This is a genomic window from Kitasatospora sp. NPDC092039, assembly GCF_044756065.1.
Classification (GTDB): domain Bacteria; phylum Actinomycetota; class Actinomycetes; order Streptomycetales; family Streptomycetaceae; genus Kitasatospora.
The window spans coordinates 218,076-236,687 of sequence record NZ_JBIVSD010000013.1 but is presented as its reverse complement, the minus strand read 5'-3'; the positions used below and the strand labels follow the sequence as shown (position 1 = coordinate 236,687).

General features: G+C 73.9%; 20 protein-coding genes. 17 read left to right on the top strand and 3 right to left on the bottom strand.

Annotated features, from left to right (window positions below; genetic code table 11):
* The first annotated feature begins 55 nt into the window (after nucleotides 1–55).
* The 4 genes from ACIQI7_RS25320 (at nucleotide 56) to ACIQI7_RS25305 (ending at nucleotide 3,136) form a co-directional block, all read left to right on the top strand.
* A complete protein-coding gene (locus tag ACIQI7_RS25320; protein WP_401113616.1) occupies nucleotides 56–460 on the top strand; it encodes a DUF742 domain-containing protein in 405 nt (134 codons plus the stop codon).
* A 103-nt stretch (nucleotides 461–563) separates the two neighbouring features.
* The gene (locus tag ACIQI7_RS25315; RefSeq protein WP_401113615.1) at nucleotides 564–1,115 is read left to right on the top strand and encodes a GTP-binding protein; all 552 of its coding nucleotides are present in this window, start codon (nucleotides 564–566) and stop codon (nucleotides 1,113–1,115) included.
* A gap of 442 nt (nucleotides 1,116–1,557) precedes the next feature.
* Complete coding sequence (locus ACIQI7_RS25310; RefSeq protein ID WP_401113544.1) at nucleotides 1,558–1,746, top strand: hypothetical protein; 189 nt, start codon at nucleotides 1,558–1,560, stop codon at nucleotides 1,744–1,746.
* Between the two features lie 487 nt (nucleotides 1,747–2,233).
* Nucleotides 2,234–3,136, top strand: coding sequence for a winged helix-turn-helix domain-containing protein (locus tag ACIQI7_RS25305; RefSeq protein WP_401113542.1), 903 nt, complete (start codon nucleotides 2,234–2,236; stop codon nucleotides 3,134–3,136).
* Nucleotides 3,137–3,385: 249 nt separating this feature from the next.
* On the opposite strand, the gene ACIQI7_RS25300 is transcribed toward ACIQI7_RS25305, so the two are convergent.
* Nucleotides 3,386–4,171 carry an IclR family transcriptional regulator gene (locus ACIQI7_RS25300; protein WP_401113540.1) on the bottom strand — a complete coding sequence of 262 codons (786 nt, stop codon included), beginning with the start codon at nucleotides 4,169–4,171 and terminating at the stop codon, nucleotides 3,386–3,388.
* Nucleotides 4,172–4,629: 458 nt separating this feature from the next.
* On the opposite strand from ACIQI7_RS25300, the gene ACIQI7_RS25295 reads away from it, so the two are divergent.
* From ACIQI7_RS25295 to ACIQI7_RS25270, 6 genes are all read left to right on the top strand, one after another.
* The gene (locus tag ACIQI7_RS25295; RefSeq protein WP_401113538.1) at nucleotides 4,630–5,703 is read left to right on the top strand and encodes an ABC transporter substrate-binding protein; all 1,074 of its coding nucleotides are present in this window, start codon (nucleotides 4,630–4,632) and stop codon (nucleotides 5,701–5,703) included.
* A gap of 85 nt (nucleotides 5,704–5,788) precedes the next feature.
* Nucleotides 5,789–6,817 (top strand): ABC transporter substrate-binding protein, encoded by a 1,029-nt coding sequence (locus ACIQI7_RS25290; RefSeq protein ID WP_401113536.1) that lies wholly within the window; start codon nucleotides 5,789–5,791, stop codon nucleotides 6,815–6,817.
* Nucleotides 6,814–7,680: an ABC transporter permease gene (locus ACIQI7_RS25285; protein ID WP_401113535.1), complete on the top strand. Its 867-nt coding sequence runs from the start codon at nucleotides 6,814–6,816 to the stop codon at nucleotides 7,678–7,680. Before ACIQI7_RS25290 ends, ACIQI7_RS25285 begins: the two co-directional genes overlap by 4 nt.
* Entirely contained in the window at nucleotides 7,677–8,492 is an 816-nt protein-coding gene (locus tag ACIQI7_RS25280) for an ABC transporter ATP-binding protein (RefSeq protein ID WP_401113533.1), read from the top strand. The genes ACIQI7_RS25285 and ACIQI7_RS25280 overlap by 4 nt, the downstream gene beginning before the upstream one ends.
* Nucleotides 8,489–9,394 carry an ABC transporter substrate-binding protein gene (locus ACIQI7_RS25275; RefSeq protein ID WP_401113532.1) on the top strand — a complete coding sequence of 302 codons (906 nt, stop codon included), beginning with the start codon at nucleotides 8,489–8,491 and terminating at the stop codon, nucleotides 9,392–9,394. The genes ACIQI7_RS25280 and ACIQI7_RS25275 overlap by 4 nt, the downstream gene beginning before the upstream one ends.
* A 3-nt stretch (nucleotides 9,395–9,397) precedes the next feature.
* Nucleotides 9,398–10,507: an LLM class flavin-dependent oxidoreductase gene (locus ACIQI7_RS25270; protein ID WP_401113530.1), complete on the top strand. Its 1,110-nt coding sequence runs from the start codon at nucleotides 9,398–9,400 to the stop codon at nucleotides 10,505–10,507.
* A gap of 118 nt (nucleotides 10,508–10,625) precedes the next feature.
* Here the strand turns inward: ACIQI7_RS25270 and ACIQI7_RS25265 are convergent, their stop codons facing one another.
* On the bottom strand, nucleotides 10,626–11,618 hold the full coding sequence (locus ACIQI7_RS25265) for an aldo/keto reductase (RefSeq protein ID WP_401113529.1): 993 nt from the start codon (nucleotides 11,616–11,618) through the stop codon (nucleotides 10,626–10,628).
* 417 nt (nucleotides 11,619–12,035) lie between these two features.
* On the opposite strand from ACIQI7_RS25265, the gene ACIQI7_RS25260 reads away from it, so the two are divergent.
* From ACIQI7_RS25260 to ACIQI7_RS25235, 6 genes are all read left to right on the top strand, one after another.
* Nucleotides 12,036–13,112: an LLM class flavin-dependent oxidoreductase gene (locus tag ACIQI7_RS25260; RefSeq protein ID WP_401113527.1), complete on the top strand. Its 1,077-nt coding sequence runs from the start codon at nucleotides 12,036–12,038 to the stop codon at nucleotides 13,110–13,112.
* A gap of 282 nt (nucleotides 13,113–13,394) precedes the next feature.
* Nucleotides 13,395–13,961: a TetR/AcrR family transcriptional regulator gene (locus ACIQI7_RS25255; protein ID WP_401113525.1), complete on the top strand. Its 567-nt coding sequence runs from the start codon at nucleotides 13,395–13,397 to the stop codon at nucleotides 13,959–13,961.
* Between the two features lie 135 nt (nucleotides 13,962–14,096).
* Nucleotides 14,097–14,708, top strand: a complete 612-nt coding sequence (locus ACIQI7_RS25250; RefSeq protein ID WP_401113524.1) for a DUF4865 family protein — start codon at nucleotides 14,097–14,099, stop codon at nucleotides 14,706–14,708.
* A gap of 17 nt (nucleotides 14,709–14,725) precedes the next feature.
* Nucleotides 14,726–15,253 carry a carboxymuconolactone decarboxylase family protein gene (locus tag ACIQI7_RS25245; RefSeq protein WP_401113522.1) on the top strand — a complete coding sequence of 176 codons (528 nt, stop codon included), beginning with the start codon at nucleotides 14,726–14,728 and terminating at the stop codon, nucleotides 15,251–15,253.
* Nucleotides 15,250–16,248: a phosphotriesterase gene (locus tag ACIQI7_RS25240; protein WP_401113520.1), complete on the top strand. Its 999-nt coding sequence runs from the start codon at nucleotides 15,250–15,252 to the stop codon at nucleotides 16,246–16,248. The genes ACIQI7_RS25245 and ACIQI7_RS25240 overlap by 4 nt, the downstream gene beginning before the upstream one ends.
* A gap of 107 nt (nucleotides 16,249–16,355) precedes the next feature.
* Nucleotides 16,356–16,847, top strand: coding sequence for a GNAT family N-acetyltransferase (locus tag ACIQI7_RS25235; protein WP_401113519.1), 492 nt, complete (start codon nucleotides 16,356–16,358; stop codon nucleotides 16,845–16,847).
* A gap of 168 nt (nucleotides 16,848–17,015) precedes the next feature.
* On the opposite strand, the gene ACIQI7_RS25230 is transcribed toward ACIQI7_RS25235, so the two are convergent.
* The gene (locus ACIQI7_RS25230) at nucleotides 17,016–17,780 is read right to left on the bottom strand and encodes an SDR family NAD(P)-dependent oxidoreductase (protein ID WP_401113517.1); all 765 of its coding nucleotides are present in this window, start codon (nucleotides 17,778–17,780) and stop codon (nucleotides 17,016–17,018) included.
* A 137-nt stretch (nucleotides 17,781–17,917) separates the two neighbouring features.
* On the opposite strand from ACIQI7_RS25230, the gene ACIQI7_RS25225 reads away from it, so the two are divergent.
* Nucleotides 17,918–18,538 (top strand): TetR family transcriptional regulator, encoded by a 621-nt coding sequence (locus ACIQI7_RS25225; RefSeq protein WP_401113515.1) that lies wholly within the window; start codon nucleotides 17,918–17,920, stop codon nucleotides 18,536–18,538.
* Nucleotides 18,539–18,612: the final 74 nt, after the last annotated feature.

Here is an 18,612-nt window from a genome sequence, read left to right as displayed (position 1 = left end):
CCCGGGGGCGCCGGCGGAGGACGGGCGGCCGGACCCGGACGGGGCCGACGTCGACCTGTTCCGGCCGCGCACCCCGGTCGACGACCGCTGGTTCGACGACGAGGCCGGCCCGGTGGTGCGGCTCTACTCGATGACCCGCGGCCGCACCCGACCGGTCGAGGAAGGACTGTTCGACCTGATCTCGCTGGTCACCGCCGTCGATCCCGGGCAGGTCGCGGGGGCCGTGCCCGCGCACGTCCTCGACCCGGAGCACCAGACGCTGCTCACCCTGTGCCGCCGCGAGCCGCTCTCCGTCGCCGAGCTCGGCTCCTACACCGACCTGCCGGTCAGCGTGGTGCGGGTACTGCTCGGCGACCTCTATGACGCCGAGTTGATCAGCGTCACCCGACCCGTTCCGCTCGCCGAGCTGCCGGACGAGCGCCTGCTGCGAGACGTGATCAATGGACTCCGTGCGCTCTGACCCCCACACCCGACCGGACGGCGCCCGGCCGCACGGGGACGGCACCGCGGCCCACCCGGCGAACGCCAACGACCCGCGCTGGCGCGGCGGTCCGGCCGTCGCGGTGAAGATCCTGGTCGCGGGCGGCTTCGGCGCGGGCAAGACCACCCTGGTCGGCTCGGTCAGTGAGATCCGGCCGCTGCGCACCGAGGAGGAGCTCAGCGAGCTGGGCCGGCCGGTGGACGACACCTCGGGCGTGGAGGCGAAGCGCACCACCACCGTCGCGATGGACTTCGGCCGGATCGACCTGCGGCCGGGCCTCGCGCTCTACCTGTTCGGCACACCCGGGCAGGACCGGTTCTGGTTCGTCTGGGACGAGTTGGCCCGCGGCGCACTCGGCGCCCTGGTGCTCGCCGACACCCGGCGACTGGCCGACTGCTTCCCGTCGGTCGACTTCTTCGAGCAGCGCGGCATCCCGTTCCTGGTCGCGGTCAACTGCTTCGAGGGCACCGAGCGGTTCGCTCCGGACGAGGTCCGCGAGGCGCTCGACCTCGACCAGGACATCCCGGTGCTGCTCTGCGACGCTCGGCTGCGGCAGGACGGCAAGGACCTGCTCATCGCACTGGTCGAGCACGCCGCCGCCCTCCGGCACCGCCGCGCTCCGGTCGGCGCCTGAGGGGCGATGGGCTTCGGGCCGGCTCCGGGTTGGTTTCGGGTTGGTTCCGGGCCGGCTGCGGGTGCCTCCGCTTCGACTCCGGTTCAGCTCCGGTTCGGCTTCGGCTCTGGCTGCGGTTCGACGGAGGAGGCCGTGCGACCGCTGCGCGACGGCCGTGCGACGACTCGGCAGGTGGGCGCGCCGACCTGCCCCTTTCGCCCGACGTCTCATTCGGCAGTCCGCATCCCGGACGATCACTGCGCCGAAGGTTGCCTAGACAGGCCTGGGCGTGGAAGGCTCTGTGGACGAAGGCCGCCCGGCCATGCCGTCGGGAGCGCCGGAAACGCCCCGTTCGCACGGGTGTTGCGACCGGCGGACGGCCTTCGGAGTACCGGCGAGGCATCGCCGGCGGGCACCGGAAGCGGTGCGCCGCCGGGTGGCGAACAAGGGGGAGGGCAGCAGCATGACCGTCGACCGACGACGCATCACCACCGCGGTTCCCAGCCCCCTGATGCCTGTCGCCCCGGTGACCGGTGCCTCGATTTTCGGTGCCCTGCTGCCCGGCGCCGCCGTGTGCGGCCTCGCCGATCCGGCGCTCACCGTCCGCCGCTACATCGACCACGCGCTGATCTGCAGCGCGTGTTGTCGCTGACCGGCCTGACCTTCCCGGTACGTCCCCCGGCGCTCGCGGCCCACCCGGCCCGCCGCCCGACGCACCGCCGAAACCCGTCGACCAGGCCGTAGCGGACCGCCCGTCCGGCGTGCCCGCGGCCGACCAACCGGACCCGCCCAGCGGAGAGACCACCAGTGAACATCGTCTGCCCCAGCACCACCCCCGACGTCGTCGGCCGTACCCGAACGACCGGGTCGGCCCCCGCGATGCGCGCGGGCGGACGGACCGGACGGTGGAACCGGTGCGCGAGCCGCGCCGTGGACAGCCGGCGGGGTCGCCCCGACCTCGAGCCGTTCTGGCCGTCCCGGCAGCCGCACCTGTTCGATCAGACGTGTCCCGGCTCGCCCAGCGCGTCCCGGCCCTCCGCCGACTGACCCGGTTCGGTCCGGTCCAGCCCAGGCAGTACGCCCGGTCGACGCGCAGACGACTCCACCCCGTCCGTCACGCGCGAAATGAGCGGCACACCATGTCTTCTTCCTCCACGGCCACCCTGACCCCGCCCACCGCGACCCCGCACCTGCGCGCGGTCCGCTCCCTCCCGCCGGTCTCCTCCGTCCCCGCCGCCGTTCCGGTCGGTCCCGGCACGTCCGGGGTCGCGGGACCGTCCGTCCCCCCGGCGTCGGTGTCCGACCGATGGCCCGGGGCGACCACCCGTCCGCCCCATGCCGGTTCGGGCCACGTCGGGCCGGTGCCCGTCGGTCCGGCTCGTCCGGCGGCCGTCCCCGCGCCCGCCGTCGTGCAGCCGGGTGCCGCCGCCCCGCAGGTCCCCCAGGCGCTGCTCGCCGCGCTGCCGGAGGGGGCGGCCGTCGTCGCCACCCTGCCGCAGGGCGTGCTGCCGCAGGCGCTCCTCGCCCAGTACGGCACCCAGTTCGGCGGGGTGAACGGCACCCCGGTGGTCGGGTACCTGGTGCTGGTGCCGGCCGAGAACCCGGCCGCGGCGAGCGCCGGCCTGCCGGGGGTGCCGGTGGGTGCCGGTCCCGTCGGCGCCGCGGGCGCTCACGCGGCACCCGGCGTCCAGCCGGTGGTCGACGGGCCCGCCGCCCAGACCGCGGCGGGGGCCCGTCCGGTCCGCCCGGCCGCGCGTGGCATCGCCGTCGACACCGAGCGTCGCAACGCCTACGTCGACGGGCGGCTGCTCGACCTCACCTACCTGGAGTTCGAGCTGCTGGCCCACCTCACCGAGCACCCGCAGCGGGTGCACACCCGGGACCACCTGGTCTCCGCGGTCTGGGGCTACGGCCACGTCGGGGACGGGCGGACGGTCGACGTGCACGTCGCCCGGCTGCGCCGCAAGCTCGGGGCGGCTTACCGGGACACCATCGTGACGGTCCGTCGGGTCGGCTACAAGTACACGCCGGCTACCGTCTGACGGTCAGTCACTGCCGGTCGGTTGCCGTATCGGTGGCCGCCATTGCCCCGGCGCCACCGGCCCGACCGCCACCGGCCCGACCGCCACCGGCCCGACCGCCGACGACCCGACCGCCATCGACCCGCCGCCCGGCCGGATGGCGCTGGTCCGGCTGTCGCCGATCGGTCCGCTCCGACCGGCCGAAGCGACGGGCCGTCCCTCCTGGAAACGGACGGGCGGCCCGTCGCTTCGCCGTGCTCCGGGGCATCGTCAGGGACGCTGGTCCGGGGGCAGCAGGAGGACGGCGAGCGCGTCGGCGCAGCCGCGCGCGTGGCCGAGGAACCAGTCCAGCCGGTCGTCGGTGAGGTGCGCGGGCGTCGAGCGGACCGCCAGGGCGAACCGGGCCTGTCCGGCGCCGTCGAGGACGGGCACGGCCACCGTCCGCACCCCGGCGGCCGACTCGCCGTCGTTGAGCGCGTATCCGGCCGCCCTGACCTTCGCCAACTCCTCCTCCAGGACGGCTGGTTCGGTGATCGTGCGGTCGGTGAAGGAGGGCAGCGGGCCGAGCGCCGACGGCGCGGTCGTCTCACCCGGACGCGGCCAGGCCAGCAGGACCTTGCCGAGCGCCGTGGAGTGCAGCGGGCGGCGCAGGCCCAGCCCGGTGTCCGGGCGGACGGAGCCGCCGACCAGGATCACCGCGTGCGCACCGCTGCGGATCGCGAGGTCGGCGGTCGCCTTGGTGCGCCGGGACAGCAGGTCCAGCTCGGGCCCGGCGAGGTGCAACCCGCGCTGGTGGAAGGTGAGCTGGCCGAGTTCGGCGACAGCCGGACCGAGTCGGTAGCGGGCGGTCTGCTCGTCCTGCTCCAGGAACCCGGCGCTGACCAGCGTGCGGGCCAGCCGGTGCGCGGTGGAGACCGACAGGCCCATCCGGCGGGCCAGGTCGGAGGCGCTCAGGTCGGGGCCGTTGTCATGGAAGCAGTGCAGCACTCCGAGCGCGCGCTGGACGGCCTGCGCACCGGCCGGCGGAGTCTGGACGGCGGTGGCGGCCTCGGCCATGGCACCTCGCGTTTCGGTTCGGAACTCCGGACGGACGGCCGGAGGCGGTCTCAGCGTAGGGCAGCCATTGCTGCGGGATTGTGTCGACGACGTTGCAATGGAATGGCGTTGATGAACAACTGATCCCACCATGTGGCAAAGGCTTGCTTCCGGCTCGTCCGCCGTGGAACGCTCCTCGCATCGCAACCGGACGGCCGCTCGGCCCGGCCGGTGACCGCCCCGACTCCGCGGAAGGAGATGCGCCGTGACGTCCCACCGGTGTCTCCCCTCCCGTGCGTGTTGTCGCTGACCGACCCGTCGCCGCCGACCGTTCGCCGACCGGCGTCTCCCGCGCCGCCCGCCGTCCCGCCTCGCGGCGTCAAACTCCCTTGCGAACGCCGCCTCGTGGCCCGTCGTGCGGTCATTCGATCCCCAGCTCCTCCGGCCGCCGTCGGAGTCACCGTGGAGGACCAACTCCGTTGTCCAGCCGTGCCCAGAACGCCTTCCCGCTTCCCGACACCCTCTGGTTCACCCGCTGCCCGGTGCCCACCGCGACCGGGATCGCCGCCGACCGTGGGTGGCTCGCCCGCGAGTTCGCCGCCGACGGCATCGCCGTCCGCTCGCTGCAGGACGCCCCGCCGGAGGTGGCCGCGGACCACCACTACACCCACGCGCTGACCGGTCTGTTCCGGGAAGGCGGCAACGTCCCCGCGCTGTGGGCGCGTTCGCGCGGCGAGGCGACCAGGCTGATCGGCCTCACCTGGATCGAGGAGCGCCAGGTGGTGCTGGTCCGGGCCGGCAGCGGGATCACCGAGCCCGGTCAACTGCGCGGGCTGCGACTGGCGCTCCCACATCATGACATCGGCATCGACTTCTGGCGGGCCATGGCGTTGGGCGGCCTGCGCGGCGCCCTCGGGCTGGCGGGCCTCACCCTGGCGGACGCCGAGCTGGTGGACGTTCCGGCCGTCCCGGGTGGCGGGCAGTGGTCCGCCGAGCTGTCCGCACTGCGGGACGGCACGGTGGACGCGGTGTACGTGAAGGGGGCGCTCGCCGTCGAGGCGGCCCGCCGGATCGGTGCGGAGGTGGCCGTGGAGCTGGACGCGGCGCCGGACCGCCGGGCCCGGGTCAACAACGGCACGCCCCGGCCGATCACCGTCCACCAGCGGTTGCTGGACGAGCATCCCGGGCTGGTCGCCCGCTTCCTCGCGGTGCTGCTGGAGGCCGCCGACTGGGCGGCGGAACGCCCGGAGGAGGTGGTCCGGATCCTGCGGGCCGAGACCGGTGCCGGTGCCGAGGGCGTCGCCGGGGCCTACGCGCCGGGCAGCCACCGCACCCTGCACCTGGACCTGTCGGCGGAGCGGCTGGAGCTGTTGGCGCTGCAGGAACGATTCCTCGCGGAGCAGGGCTTCCTCGCCGCGCCGGTGGACGTCCAGGCGTGGGCCGACCCCGAGCCGCTCCGTACCGCCCGCGAGCTGCTGCGGGTGCGGCGCGCGGGTGAGGGTGCCGGTGCGGGTGCGGGTGCCGAGGGCGTTCAGATCACAGACTTCGGATAACAGCGTTCAACTAACAGATTTCGAAAGTTGTCAGTTGTCAGCTGTCAGTCGTCGGTTGTCATCTGTCACTCACTTGGAGACCCCGTTGAAGACCCCCCGCCTTGCCTTCGCCGCCGCCGCGTTGCTCGCCTCCACCGCCCTGGCCGCCTGCGGCTCGTCCGCCGACGGGGCCAAGGCCTCCGCCGGAGGCGGGGCCGGCGGCAAGGCCGACGTGGTGCTCCGGCTGCCCGACCCCGGCAACAACGGCTTCCTCGCCCGCGGCAAGAAGGACGGTTCGCTGGACCGGGCCCTCGCCGCCGTCCACGCCAAGGTCGCCTGGACCGGCAGTGCCGGCCCCTTCGCCCCCGCCGCCCAGGCCCTCTCCGCCGACCAGCTGGACGTCGCCCAGGGCTCGATCACCTCAGCCGTCGCCGCACTCGCCCAGAAGCCCGGCTTCAAGCTGTTCGCCCAGACCGCGCCCGACGGCGTCGGCGAGGGGATCCTGGTGAAGAACGACTCGCCCGTCAAGTCCGTCCAGGACCTGGTCGGCCGGAAGGTCGCCGTCTCCCAGGGCGGCACCAGCGAGTACCTGCTGCTCAAGGCGCTCGAGAAGAACGGCGTCCCGGCCGACCGGGTGGAGCGGGTCTACCTGCGCGCCGACCAGACCTCAGGTGTCTTCAACTCCGGTCAGGTGGACGCCTGGGCGACCTGGAACACCTTCTCGACGCCCGCCATCGCCAACGCCGGTGCGCACTTCCTGGTCAACGGCCAGGAGGTGGGCTCCGACAACTACGCCGTCTGGGCCGTGCGCAACGGCTTCGCCGACAAGCACCCCGAGGTGGTCAAGGCCTTCTACGCCTACCTGCGGGAGAACGGCGAGAAGGAGAAGGCGGACCCGGCGGCCTACCTCAACGTCTTCACCGACGCCGGCCCGACCGCCGTCACTCCTGCGGAGAGGGACGTCGCGATGAACATCAGCAGGCAGGGCGCCCCGGCCGATGCCATTTCCGACGCCGACATCGCCCGCTTCGGGACGGTCGCCCGGTTCTTCGCCGACCAGAAGGTCACCAAGCAGTTGGTCGACGTCAAGCCGTACCTGATCGACGTCAACAAGCTCGCGGACGGTGCCAAGTGACCCCCGGGACAGACAAGTCCACACCCGACGACACCCGGGCGGCGCTGGACGCCGGCCTGGTCGCCCCGCGGAGCCGGCGGCACCGGCCCCGCCCCCGCGCACTCGCCGTGACCCTGCGCACGGTCGGTCCGCTAGCCCTGCTCGGCGGCTGGGCCCTCGCCTCCGCCACCGGCGCGCTCACCCAGGACGTGCTCGCCTCGCCCGCCCAGGTCGCCCAGGCCGTGGGGGAGTTGTGGGGCAACGGCCAGCTGACCGACGCCCTGTCCGTCTCCCTCACCCGCGCCGGACTCGGCCTGTTCTTCGGCGCGACCACCGGCCTGGTGCTCGGGGTGGTCACCGGATTCACCCGTCTCGGCGAGGAGTTGCTCGACTCCGCGATCCAGGTCCTGCGCACCGTCCCGTTCCTGGCCCTCGTCCCGCTGTTCATGGTGTGGTTCGGCATCACCGAGACCGCGAAGGTCGCGCTGATCGCGGTCGCCACCAGCTTCCCGATGTACGTGTCCGCCTCGGGCGGGGTCCGCAGTACCGACCGCAAGCTGGTCGAGGCGATGCGCAGCTTCGGCCTCGGCCGGTGGGCGATCGTGCGCACCGTCGTGCTGCCCGGTGCGCTGCCCTCGCTGCTGTCCGGACTGCGGCTGTCGATGACGCTCAGCGTGATCGCCCTGATCGCCGCCGAGGAGATCAACTCCACCGAGGGGATCGGGTACTTGATGGCCCAGGCCCAGAACTACTCGCGCACCGACGTCCTCGCCGTCTGCATCCTGATCTACGGGCTGCTCGGCCTCGCCGCCGACGGCACCGTCCGAGTCCTGGAGCGCGTGCTGATGCCGTGGCGCCAGGCCGTCCAGGGAGCGGCCCGATGACCGCCGAGACGTCCACCGCCGCCCCGGCCCCCTCCTTCCGTTCGGCGCCCGAGGGAGCAGTCCCGGCCGTCCATCTGCGCGGCCTGCGCCGGGCGTTCGGCGCCCGCGTCGTGCTCGACGGGGTCGACCTCTCCCTCGCCCGCGGCGAGTTCGTCGCCCTGCTGGGAGCCAGCGGCACCGGCAAGACCACCCTGCTACGCATCCTCGGGGCGCTCGACCAGGCGGACGAGGGCACCGTGCTGGTCCCGCCGGTCCGGACCGTGGTCTTTCAGGAACCCCGGCTGGTGCCGTCCAAGCGAGTGCTGGCCAACGTCACGGTCGGCCTGCCGCGCGGCGCCGCGACCCGGGAGACCGGGCTGAAGGCCCTGGCCGAGGTCGGCCTGGAGCGGCACGCCGAGGCCTGGCCGGCCACCCTCTCGGGCGGTGAGGCGCAGCGCGTCGCGCTCGCCCGGGCGCTCGTCCGGGAGCCGCAACTCCTCTTGCTCGACGAACCGTTCGCCGCATTGGACGCGCTCACCCGACTGCGCATGCAGGACCTCGTCGGCGACCTGGTGCGCCGCCACCGCCCGGCGGTGCTGCTGGTCACCCATGACGTGGACGAGGCGGTACGGCTCGCCGACCGGGTCGTGGTACTGCGCGACGGTCTGCTCGCCCGGGACGAGACCGTCACCGTCCACCACCCGCGCGACCCGGCCGATCCCGTCTTCGCCGACCTGCGGCGCCGGCTGCTCGCCGACCTCGGCGTCCACAGCCTCCCGACTTCCCCTGACGTCCGACAGACCCAGCCAGCACCAGCGGAGTTGACCAGATGACCGTGACCCTCGGCGTCCACGCCAGCAACCCCTCGCTCTACTACCTCGCCCGACTCCCGTACCTGGACGAGGAGCTGGCGCCGCTCGGCGAGACCGGCGCCTTCCACCACTACACGGACGGCACCCGCACCGGGAGGCTGCTCGCCGAGGGCGTCATCGACTTCGGCGGTACCGGCTCCACCCCGCCGATCACCGCGCAGGCGGCCGGCCACGACCTGGTGTACGCGGCGGTCTCGGCGCCCCGCCCGGACCACGGCGCCCTGCTGGTACTGGACTCGGGCCCGGTGCGGACGGTCGCGGACCTCAAGGGATCCACCGTCGTCCTCGCCGTGGGCTCCTGGCAGACCCACCTGCTCGCCAAGGCCCTGCACGCGCAGGGGCTCTCGTACGGCGGCGACGTCACCCCCGCGCGCCCGGCGCCCGGTGAGGACCAGGCGCAGCGGCTGCGCGTCGGCGAGATCGCCGGCTGGATCGCCCAGGGCGCCGAACTCGCCGCCGCCCGCCGCACCGGGGAGTTCCGCGAGCTGGTCCGCACCGGTGACGTCATCACCGACCGCTCGGTGTTCTTCACCCGTCGCGACTTCGCGACCGGGCGCCCCGAGGTGGTCGCCGCGATCGCGACCGCGCTGCGCCGGGCGGATGCCTGGGCGGCGGCCAACCCGGCCGACGCCGCCGCGATCGCCGCCGAGGAACTGGGTGGCACGGCCGCCGACTGGCAGGCCGCGCTGGGCGCACTGCCGTGGCGACTGGAGCCCGCCACCGCCGGGTTCGTCGCCGAGCAGCAGGAGGCCGCGGACATCTTTCGCGGGGTGGGCTTCATCGACCGGGCGCTGACCGTCGCCGACGCCCACCTGCCCGCGCTGGAGGCCCCGGTGGCCGCCGCGCTCGCGAAGGCGGTCTGACCCGTGGCCTCCGAAGTCCTCTGGTACATCATCCCGCGCGAGGGCCACTACCCCTGGGAACCGGCCGGGCGCCGCCCGGTGGATCTCCGCTACCTCCAGCAACTCGCGGGCAGCGTCGAGCGGTTGGGATACACCGGCGCCCTGCTCGCGACCGACCTGTACGACGTCTGGACGCTCGGCAGCGCGCTCGCGGCGGCCACCACCCCGGCCTTCAAGCCACTGCTGGCCGTCCATCCCGGGCTGGTCTCGCCCACGCTGCTGGCCAAGATGGCGCTGAGTTTCGACCACCTGCACGGCGGCCGGCTGCGCTTCAACGTGGTGAACGGCTCGACCGCGCAGCTGCGCGAGTACGGGCTGGACGTCGAGCACGACGACCGGTACCGGCTCAGCGGCGAGTACTGGTCGATCGTCAAGCGCCTCACGGCGGGTGAGGTCTTCGACCACAAGGGCGAGTTCTACGAGTTGAGGAACGCGGGCGCGAGCCTGCGCGAGCTCACCCCCTTGCAGCCCGGCGGCATCCCGCTCTGGTTCGGGGGCAGTTCGGCCGCCGGCATCGAGATGGCGGCCCAGCACGTGGACGTGTACCTGACCTGGGGCGAGCCGCCGCACCTGCTCAAGGAGAAGCTGGACCTGGTCCGGGAGCGTGCCGCCGCCCACGGCCGGACCCTGCGGATCGGGCTGAGGCTGCACCTGATCGTCCGCGACACCGAGGACGAGGCCTGGGCGGCCGCCGACCGGCTGCTGGACGTGACCAGCGAGGCCACCTACACGCGCCAGCTGGGTGGGGCGAAGGGGGAGGACGGGGTCGGCTGGCAGCGGCAGTTCCGGCAGCACGGCGGCAAGGTGCCGGCCCGGGCCCGGGAGCTGGAGGCGTACCCCAACCTGTGGCCGGGGATGAGCCTGTTCCGCCCCGGCCCCGGAACGGCTGTGGTCGGCTCGACCGCCCAGGTGATCGAGCGGTTGGAGGAGTTCGAGGCGCTCGGCGTCGACACCTTCATCCTCTCGGGCAACCCGCTGCTGGAAGAGGCGCACCGGGTTGCAGAAACGGTTCTGCCCGCCCTGGGCGTCAAGCGGCCAGCGGTCAGCGGCCAGCGGTCAGCGGCTGACGGCTGACAACGAACGGACGACGGATAACAGGTGACAGATGACAGCTGACAGATTTTGAAATCTGTCAGCTGTCATCTGTCGGTCGTCACTTGTCAGCTGTCGCCAGCCGCCTCCACCCGACCCCTCAGCGGCTCAGTCGGTCGATCTCCGCCAGCTCCTCGGCCGTCAGCGGCCCGCCTGCCAGCGCGTCGAGGTTCTGGTCCAGCTGGGACACGCTGCTCGCACCGATGATCACCGAGACCACCCGCGGGTCCCGCAGCACCCAGCACAGCGCCAGCTGCGCCAGCGTCTGCCCGCGCCCCTCCGCGACCTTGGCCAGCGCCCGCAGCTGCTCCAGCTTCGTGCCGGTCAGCGTCTCCTCGGTGAGGAACTTCCCGACCGACATCCGCGACCCCGCCGGCACCGCCCCGGACAGGTAGCGGTCGGTCAGCAGCCCCTGGGCCAGCGGCGAGTAGGCGATCAGACTGGTCTGGGTGTCGCCCACCGCGTCCAGCACGCCCCCGTCCTCCACGTACCGGTTGAGGATCGAGTACGCCGACTGGTTCATCAGCACCGGCGTCCCCAGCTCGCGCAGGATCGCCACCGCCTCCCGGTGCTGCTCCGCCGGGTAGTTGGAGATCGCCGCGTACAGCGCCCGGCCCGAGCGGACCGCGCTGTCCAGCGCCCCCATCGTCTCCTCGATCGGGGTCTCCGGGTCGTACCGGTGCGAGTAGAAGACGTCGACGTAGTCCAGCCCCATCCGGTCCAACGACTGGTCGAGGCTGGCCAGCAGGTACTTGCGGCTGCCGCCGTTGCCGTACGGGCCGGGCCACATGTCCCAGCCGGCCTTGGTGGCGATGAACAGCTCGTCCCGGTACGGCCGGAAGTCCTGGGCGAACAGGTAGCCGAAGTTGCGCTCGGCGCTGCCGTACGGCGGGCCGTAGTTGTTCGCCAGGTCGAAGTGGGTGACGCCCCGGTCGAAGGCCCGGCGCAGCACCGCCCGCTGCACCTCCAGCGGCTGGGCGTCGCCGAAGTTGTGCCAGAGCCCGAGCGAGACGGCGGGCAGCTGGACGCCGCTGCGGCCGGCCTTCCGGTAGGTCATCGAGTCATAGCGGTCATCCGCGGCGAGGTAGCTCATGGCGGACATCTTGCCAGCCGGCCGCGGCGGATCAAGCCCTTGCCCCACTTCTGGCCGGTGCCTATGCTCGCCGAGGATCGTGCGCGTGCGAGGCGAGGGGGAGGCGAGATGGTAGTCCGGATCCTGACCGCCGCCGCGGGCCTCTGTTGTTGTCGCCGCCACCGCAGCACCGACCGCTGACACCACCGCGTCCCGCGGGCCGCACGGGCCGCCACCCGAGCGCCCGCCCACCGAGCGCCCTGCCGCCCGCCCCGTCAGCCGTTGGGCGCCGGTGCCGCCCGTGGGAGCGCACGCACCGGACCTCGCGCCGGCCCCGTGCTCCGCGCGGCTCACCGTGCCCTTCGGACTCCGCCGCTCCCGTCCCAGGTAGGTCCCGAGCCCCTCCCGAGCCCGACCCGAGCGCCGAACGAGACCGCCGTGCGGTTCACCGTCTCGTCCCTCGTCTCCAACGCCCCCGACCCGGCCACCGCCGTCCGGCGCACCCCGCAGCGGAAGCTGCACAACGTCATCGACCAGGCGGTCCTCGCCGAGCAGCTCGGCTACGACGGCTACGGCGTAGGGGAGCGGCACGGCGAGCCGTTCCTCTCCCCGGCCCCGCCCCTGCTGCTCAGCGCCATCGCCGCCCGTACCTCCACCCTCCGGTTGTTCACCACGGTGACCGTGCTCAGCGTCCTCGACCCGGTGCGGGTGGCCGAGGACGACGCGATGCTCGACCAACTCTCCGGAGGTGGGCTCGAGTTGATCGTCGGCAAGGGCAACGACCCGCGCCACTGCGGGCTGTTCGGCCTCCCCGAGGAGCGTCAGTGGGAGGCGCTCGCGGAGAACTACGGCCTGCTGCGCCGGCTCTGGCGCGAGGAGCAGGTGACGTGGGAGGGGTCCACCCGGCCGCCGCTGAAGGACGTCACCGTCTGGCCGCGCCCGTTCCAGGACCCGATCCCGGTGTGGCACGGCAGCGCGACCAGCAGGCAGTCCGCCGATCTCGCAGCCCGCCACGGCGACCCGCTCTTCTCCGCCGACTCCTTCCGTCCGCTGGAGAAGTACCGGGCACTGGTGGCGCACTACCGCGAGCGCTGGGAGCACTACGGGCACGACCCGGCGCGGGCCCGAGTGGGCGCGAGCTTCGGCGGGCTGTACGTCGCCAGGCGTTCGCAGGGCGCCGTCGAGGGCTTCCGCCCGTACTGGAACGCGCTGCTCGACTCGGCTGCCGGCCGGTACGACAACTCGCCGTTCACATCGCTGGAGGACGCGCTGGAGCGCGGATCGGCGCTGGTCGGCAGCCCCCCAACAGGTGATCGAGAAGATCCACCGCTACCACGAGGCCTTCGGGAACGAGGTGGTCGGCATCGGGGTGGACGCGCTCACCGAAGGGGCGCAGCGCGAACAACTGGAGCTGTTCGCAACCGAGGTGGTCCCGGAGGTCCGTCGCGCGCTGCCGTAGTCGCCCGGGCGGGCCGCCCGCCCGCGCAATGCGCCGTGCACCCCTACGCGGGGTGACACCGGCCACCGTCGGTGACGTGACGCGCGCCACCACTCGCGCCGGAATGCCGTTCGGCGGGGCGGGGGATGACGAACGGTCGAGGGGCCGTGGCCGCCGGGGGGCGGCGCACGGCCCTCAACCGTCTCCGCCCGGCGAAGGCGGTCCGGCATGCCCGGTATGTCCGTCAGATCCGAGAGATCCGAGAGATCCGAGAGATCTGGGGGATCCGGAGGCCTCCGAATCCCCGGACGACGCCCCGCACTGGAATTCTGTACCTACTGGTATGTACAGTGCTCCGCATGAGCACCCAGGACCGCCTCATCGAGAGCACCCAGGCCCTCCTCTGGGAGCGCGGCTACGTCGGCACCAGCCCCAAGGCCATCCAGCAGCACTCCGGGGTCGGCCAGGGCAGCATGTACCACCACTTCACCGGCAAGCCCGATCTCGCGGCCGCCGCCCTGCGTCGCAGTGCCGACCAGATGCGGGGCGTCGCCGAGGCCGACCTCGCCGCCCCCGGCACCGCCTACGACCGGATCGCCGGCTACCTGCACCGGGACCGCGACGTCCTGCGCGGCTGCCGGATCGGCCGGATGGCCCAGGACCCGGACGTGGTCGCCGACCCGCAGCTGCGCACGCCCGTCGAGGAGACCTTCGACTGGTTGCGCGGCCGGATCGCCGGACTGATCGCCGAAGGCCAGGCGGTCGGCGAGTTCGCCCCCGGCCTCGACCCGGCCGACACCGCCGCCGCCGTGGTCGCCGTCGTCCAGGGCGGCTACGTCCTGGCCCGCGCCGCCGACAGCGCCGAGCCCTTCGAGCAGGCCGTCCGCGGCGCCCTCGGCCTGCTCGCCGCACACCGTACGGCCTGACCGGTCGTCCTTACCCGCGCTGCCGACCCGAGGGCGCCCGCGGGCCCGCCGACCCGAGGGCGCCCGCAGGCCCGCCGAACCTGAGGCACCCGCAGAGCCCGCCCGCAGAGCCCGTCGATCCCGAGGAGCCCCACCGTGCACGCCATGCAGTACGAGATCACTCTCCCCGCCGACTACGACATGGGCATCATCCGCCGACGCGTCGCCGACAAGGGCCACCTGCTCGACGCAAGCCCGGGCCTCGGCCTCAAGGCCTATCTGGTCCGCGAGCGCGGCCAGCAGGGCTCGCCCGTCAACCAGTACGCGCCGTTCTACCTCTGGCGCACCGCCGAGGGCATGAACAGCTTCCTCTGGGGAGCGGGCTTCCGCGGCCTGAGTGCCGACTTCGGCCGCCCCGCCGTCCGGCACTGGCTCGGCGCGGGCCTGACGCACGGGGCGTCGGCAGCCCAGGCGGCAGCGGGGCAAGCGGGGGACCCGGTCGGGCCGCCGACCACCGCCACCCGCGAGACCGTACGGCTGCCGGAAGCCGCCGATCCGGCCGAGGCCGTCGAGCGGGCGCTCGCCGACCTGCCCGCGCACCCGGACCTGCACACCGCGGCGGTGGCCGTCGACCCGAGCCGCTGGGAACTGCTCCGCTTCGCCCTCTGGCACGGCCCGGCCCCCGAGGACGCGCCCGGTGTTCGGTACCAGGTGCTGCACCTCTCCCGCCCCGAACTCGACCGGCTGCCGGCCGGCCGCCACTGGTGAAAGGACCCGTCACCCCGATGTCCTCCGCGACCGCTCCCGCAGACACCGGTCTCACCCGGGCCCCGCTCGACCGCGCGGCCGGCCACGCCCTGCTCGCCGACCTCGCCGGTCCGGGCGCCGCCGCCACCCTCGGCGGCCTGGACGCCCTCGCACCCGGCTTCCCCGACTGGATCGTCACCAGCCTCTTCGGCGGCACCTACCAGCGCCCGGGCCTCGCCCTGCGTGACCGTCAGATCGCCAACCTGGCCGCCCTCACCGCCCTCGGTGGCGTCGAGCCGCAGCTCGCCGACCACGTCCGGTACAGCCGGCGGATCGGCCTGACGGAGGCGGAGATCACCGAGGTGCTCGTCCACCTCGCCCCGTACGTCGGCCTCCCCAAGGCACTGGCCGGCCTGCGCGTCGCCACCGCCGCCTTCGCCGAGACCGGCGACCCCTCCCGGACCGCCGCCCGAACCGCCGCTCAGACCGCCGGGACCGCCGGGTCCGCCGGGACCGCTGAAACGGCTGGGACCGCCGAGAGCGCGCCCCCGGAGACCGAGGCATGAGCCGCACCGTCCGCACCGTCCTCGGCGACCTGGACCCCGCCGACCTCGGCGTCACCGACTCCCACGACCACCTCTTCATCCGCAGCCCGCTGCTCCCCGGCCAGGAGCTGGACGACCCGGCCGCCGCCGAGGCCGTCCTACGCGGCTACGCCGCCGCCGGTGGCCGCACCTTCGTCCAGTGGACCCCGTTCGGCCTGGGCCGGGGCGCGGACTCCCTCGCCGGGCTCTCCCGTGCGACCGGCGTCCGGATCGTCGCCGCCACCGGCGCGCACCAGGCCGTCCACTACCCGCCGGGCTTCTTCCCCGAGCTCCCCGCGCTCCCCGAGGCCGCCGCGCCCCCCGCGCTCCCCGAGTCCCCCCGGCCCGGCGTCGAGTCGGCCGAGCGCCCGGGCCCGTACGCCGACCTGGCGGAACGTTTCGTCGCCGAACTCACCATCGGTCTGCCCGGCGCGCCCGACGGCGTCCGGGCCGGGCTGATCAAGGTCGCGGACGACGCGGGGCCGGCCAGCCGGCACACCCGGTGGACGATGGCCGCGGCCGCCGAGGCCCACCACGCCACGGACGCCCCGATCGCCGTCCACCTCGAAGCCGACGGCACCCCGCACCGGGTGCTGCACCAGCTGTGCGACCGGCACGGCGTCCGGCCCGACCGGATCATCCTCGGCCACCTCACCCGGCTGCCCGACCGCGCGATGCACCGCGCCCTGGCCGCCGAAGGCGTCCGTCTCGCCCTGGACAGCCCGTCCCGGGCCGGCCGCCCCGCCGACCACCAGGCCTTCGACGTGATCGCCGACCTGGTCGAAGCGGGTCATGCCTCCCGACTGCTACTCGGCGCCGACACCACCACCCGCACCGCCCGCGCGGTCGGCGGCCCGGTCCGCCTGCTCACCGAGCTCGCCCCGCGCCTGGCCCGCAGCTACGGGCCCGAACTGACCGAGCTGCTCCTCATCACCAACCCGGCCGCCGCCTTCGCCGCCGACTGGCGCGCGCCGTAGTGCGCCCTCGTCGAACGGGCCCCGGACCAGCGGAGCCGGGAGTGGGTGATCCCCGGGACGCGGGAACCAGGCGCGGGCCGTCCGGCCCGCCGTCTACGGTGCCGAACATGACGACGCCGACGATCCGAACCCTCACGTCCGCCGACTGGCCGCTCTGGCGGGACCTCCGCCTCGCCGCCCTGACCGATGCGCCGGAGGCCTTCAAGGCCGGCCTCGCCGACTGGCACCAGGGTGGCGAGGACCGCTGGCACGACCGGCTCCGCCGCCCGGACGCCCACCACGTCGCGGCCCTGCTCGGCGACGACCCGGTCGGCCTGGTCGGCGGCATGCCCGGATCGCCGGACGGCGTACGGGAGTTGCGTTCGCTCTGGGTCGCCCGACGGGCACGGGGCCGGGGCGTCGCGGACCGGCTCATCGCGGAGGTCGAGCGCTGGGCCCGGGGCACCGGCGGCACTGCGCTGCGCCTCGCCGTGCTCCCCGGCAACGGAGCGGCGCTCGCCCTCTACCGCCGCCACGGTTTCGCTCCGCTCGCGCAGCCCGGCGACCTGCTCGCCGACGGGGTCACCCGGGAGCTCCTCCTGGAGAAGCCCCTGGGCTGACCGCTGCCGACGCACCGGAGCGGAAGGAGCCCGGGGCGGCGTCGGGGAGATCCGGGGGACGCGGAGGCGGGGCCTGTGCCGTACGGGGGGCGGCACAGGCCCCGCCTCCACCGGGCCGGTGGGCGGCACAGGCCCCGCCTCCACCGGGCCGGTGGGCCGACCGGCGGGTCACATGTGGGTGCCGCCGTCGATGCGCAGCTCGGTGCCGGTGACGAAGGCGCCGTCGTCGGAGGCGAGCATGGCGATCACGCCGGCCACCGTCTCCGGCCCGGCGAAGCCCTGGCCGAGGGCGGGGGAGAGCTTGGCCAGCAGGCTGAAGTCGGCGTCGGCGGGCAGGCCGGGGTTGTGGGTCATGCCGCTGTCGATGCTGCCCGGCGCGACGCAGACCGCGCGCAGGCCCTGCTGCGAGTACTCCGAGGCGATGGCGTGGGTGAAGGACTGGATGCCGCCCTTGGTCGCGGCGTACGCGGCCATGTAGGGGTGGGCGAAGCTCGCGGAGGTGGAGCTGAAGTTGACCACCACGCCCCTGTCGCCGGCGAGGAGCGCGGGGAGTGCCTCGCGGGTCATCAGGAAGGTGCCGGTCAGGTTCACCGCGAGGAGCTTGTTCCAGAACTCCAGGCTGGTCTCGTGGGTGTGCGAGGAGCGGAGGATGCCGGCCGCGTTGACCAGCACGTCCAGGCCGCCCAGGCCGGCGATCGCCTCGACGACGCCCGCGACGACGGCCGCCTCGTCCGAGATGTCCAGCACCTGGATGGTCAGGCGGTCCGCGGTGCCCTCGGCGGTGGCGCGGTCCAGGGTCTTCTTCAGACCGTCCTCGTCGATGTCGACGGCGACGACCTTCCCGCCCTCGGCGAGGATCCGGTGCACGGTGGCCTGGCCGATGCCCGAGCCGCCGCCGGTGATCAGGACGTTCCGTCCGCTGAAGCGCTCCATGGTGGTACTCCGTTCGTTCGTGGTCTCTCGACCTCGGGAGACACGGTACGTCGAAGTGGCATGCTGTGCCAAAAAGTCTCAATGTGTCATCTAGGCGTGACATGCCACTCTGGCAATCACCCGCGTAGGCTGGGCCCGTGACCGGACGCCCGACCCTGACCCAGCGCCGCCGTGAGGCCACCCGCCTGGAGATCGCCCGTACCGCCGCCGCGCTCTTCGCCGAGCGGGGGGCGGAGGCGGTCACCGCCGAGGAGATCGCCCTCGCGGCGGGCATCTCGCTGCGCACCTTCTACCGGTACTTCTCCGTCAAGGAGGACGCCGTCGCCCCGCTGCTCGCGGCGGGCGGGCAGGAGTGGGTGGAGCTGTTCGCGGCGAGCCCCGCCGAGCTGCCGGTGCGCGAGGCGCTGGAACGCGCGGCGGTCGCGTCGCTGACCCCTGTGGACGAGACGCGGGCCGAGATGATGCGGTGGGCCCGCGGACTGTTGCGCGATCCGAAGCTGAACGCCACCTGGCAGCGCGTCCACGCCGACTCGGAGGAGCGGCTGCGGACGGCCCTCGCCGAGCGCTGCCCGGACGGCACCGACCCGCTGGAGATCCGGCTGGCCTCCGCCGCTGCGACCGCGGCGATCCGGGTGGCGCTGGAGCAGTGGGCGTCCTCCGAGGCGCCCCTCGACGGTCCGGGCTCCCCGCAGGACCTCGGCGCGCGCTGCATGCGCGAGCTCACGGCGGGGCTTCGGCTGTGGGAGCGGACGGGCTGAGCCCGTGAGGGCTCATGCTCCGCGCCCCGCCGGTATTCGACGGCTGACGGCTCACGGCTCACGGCTCACGTCTC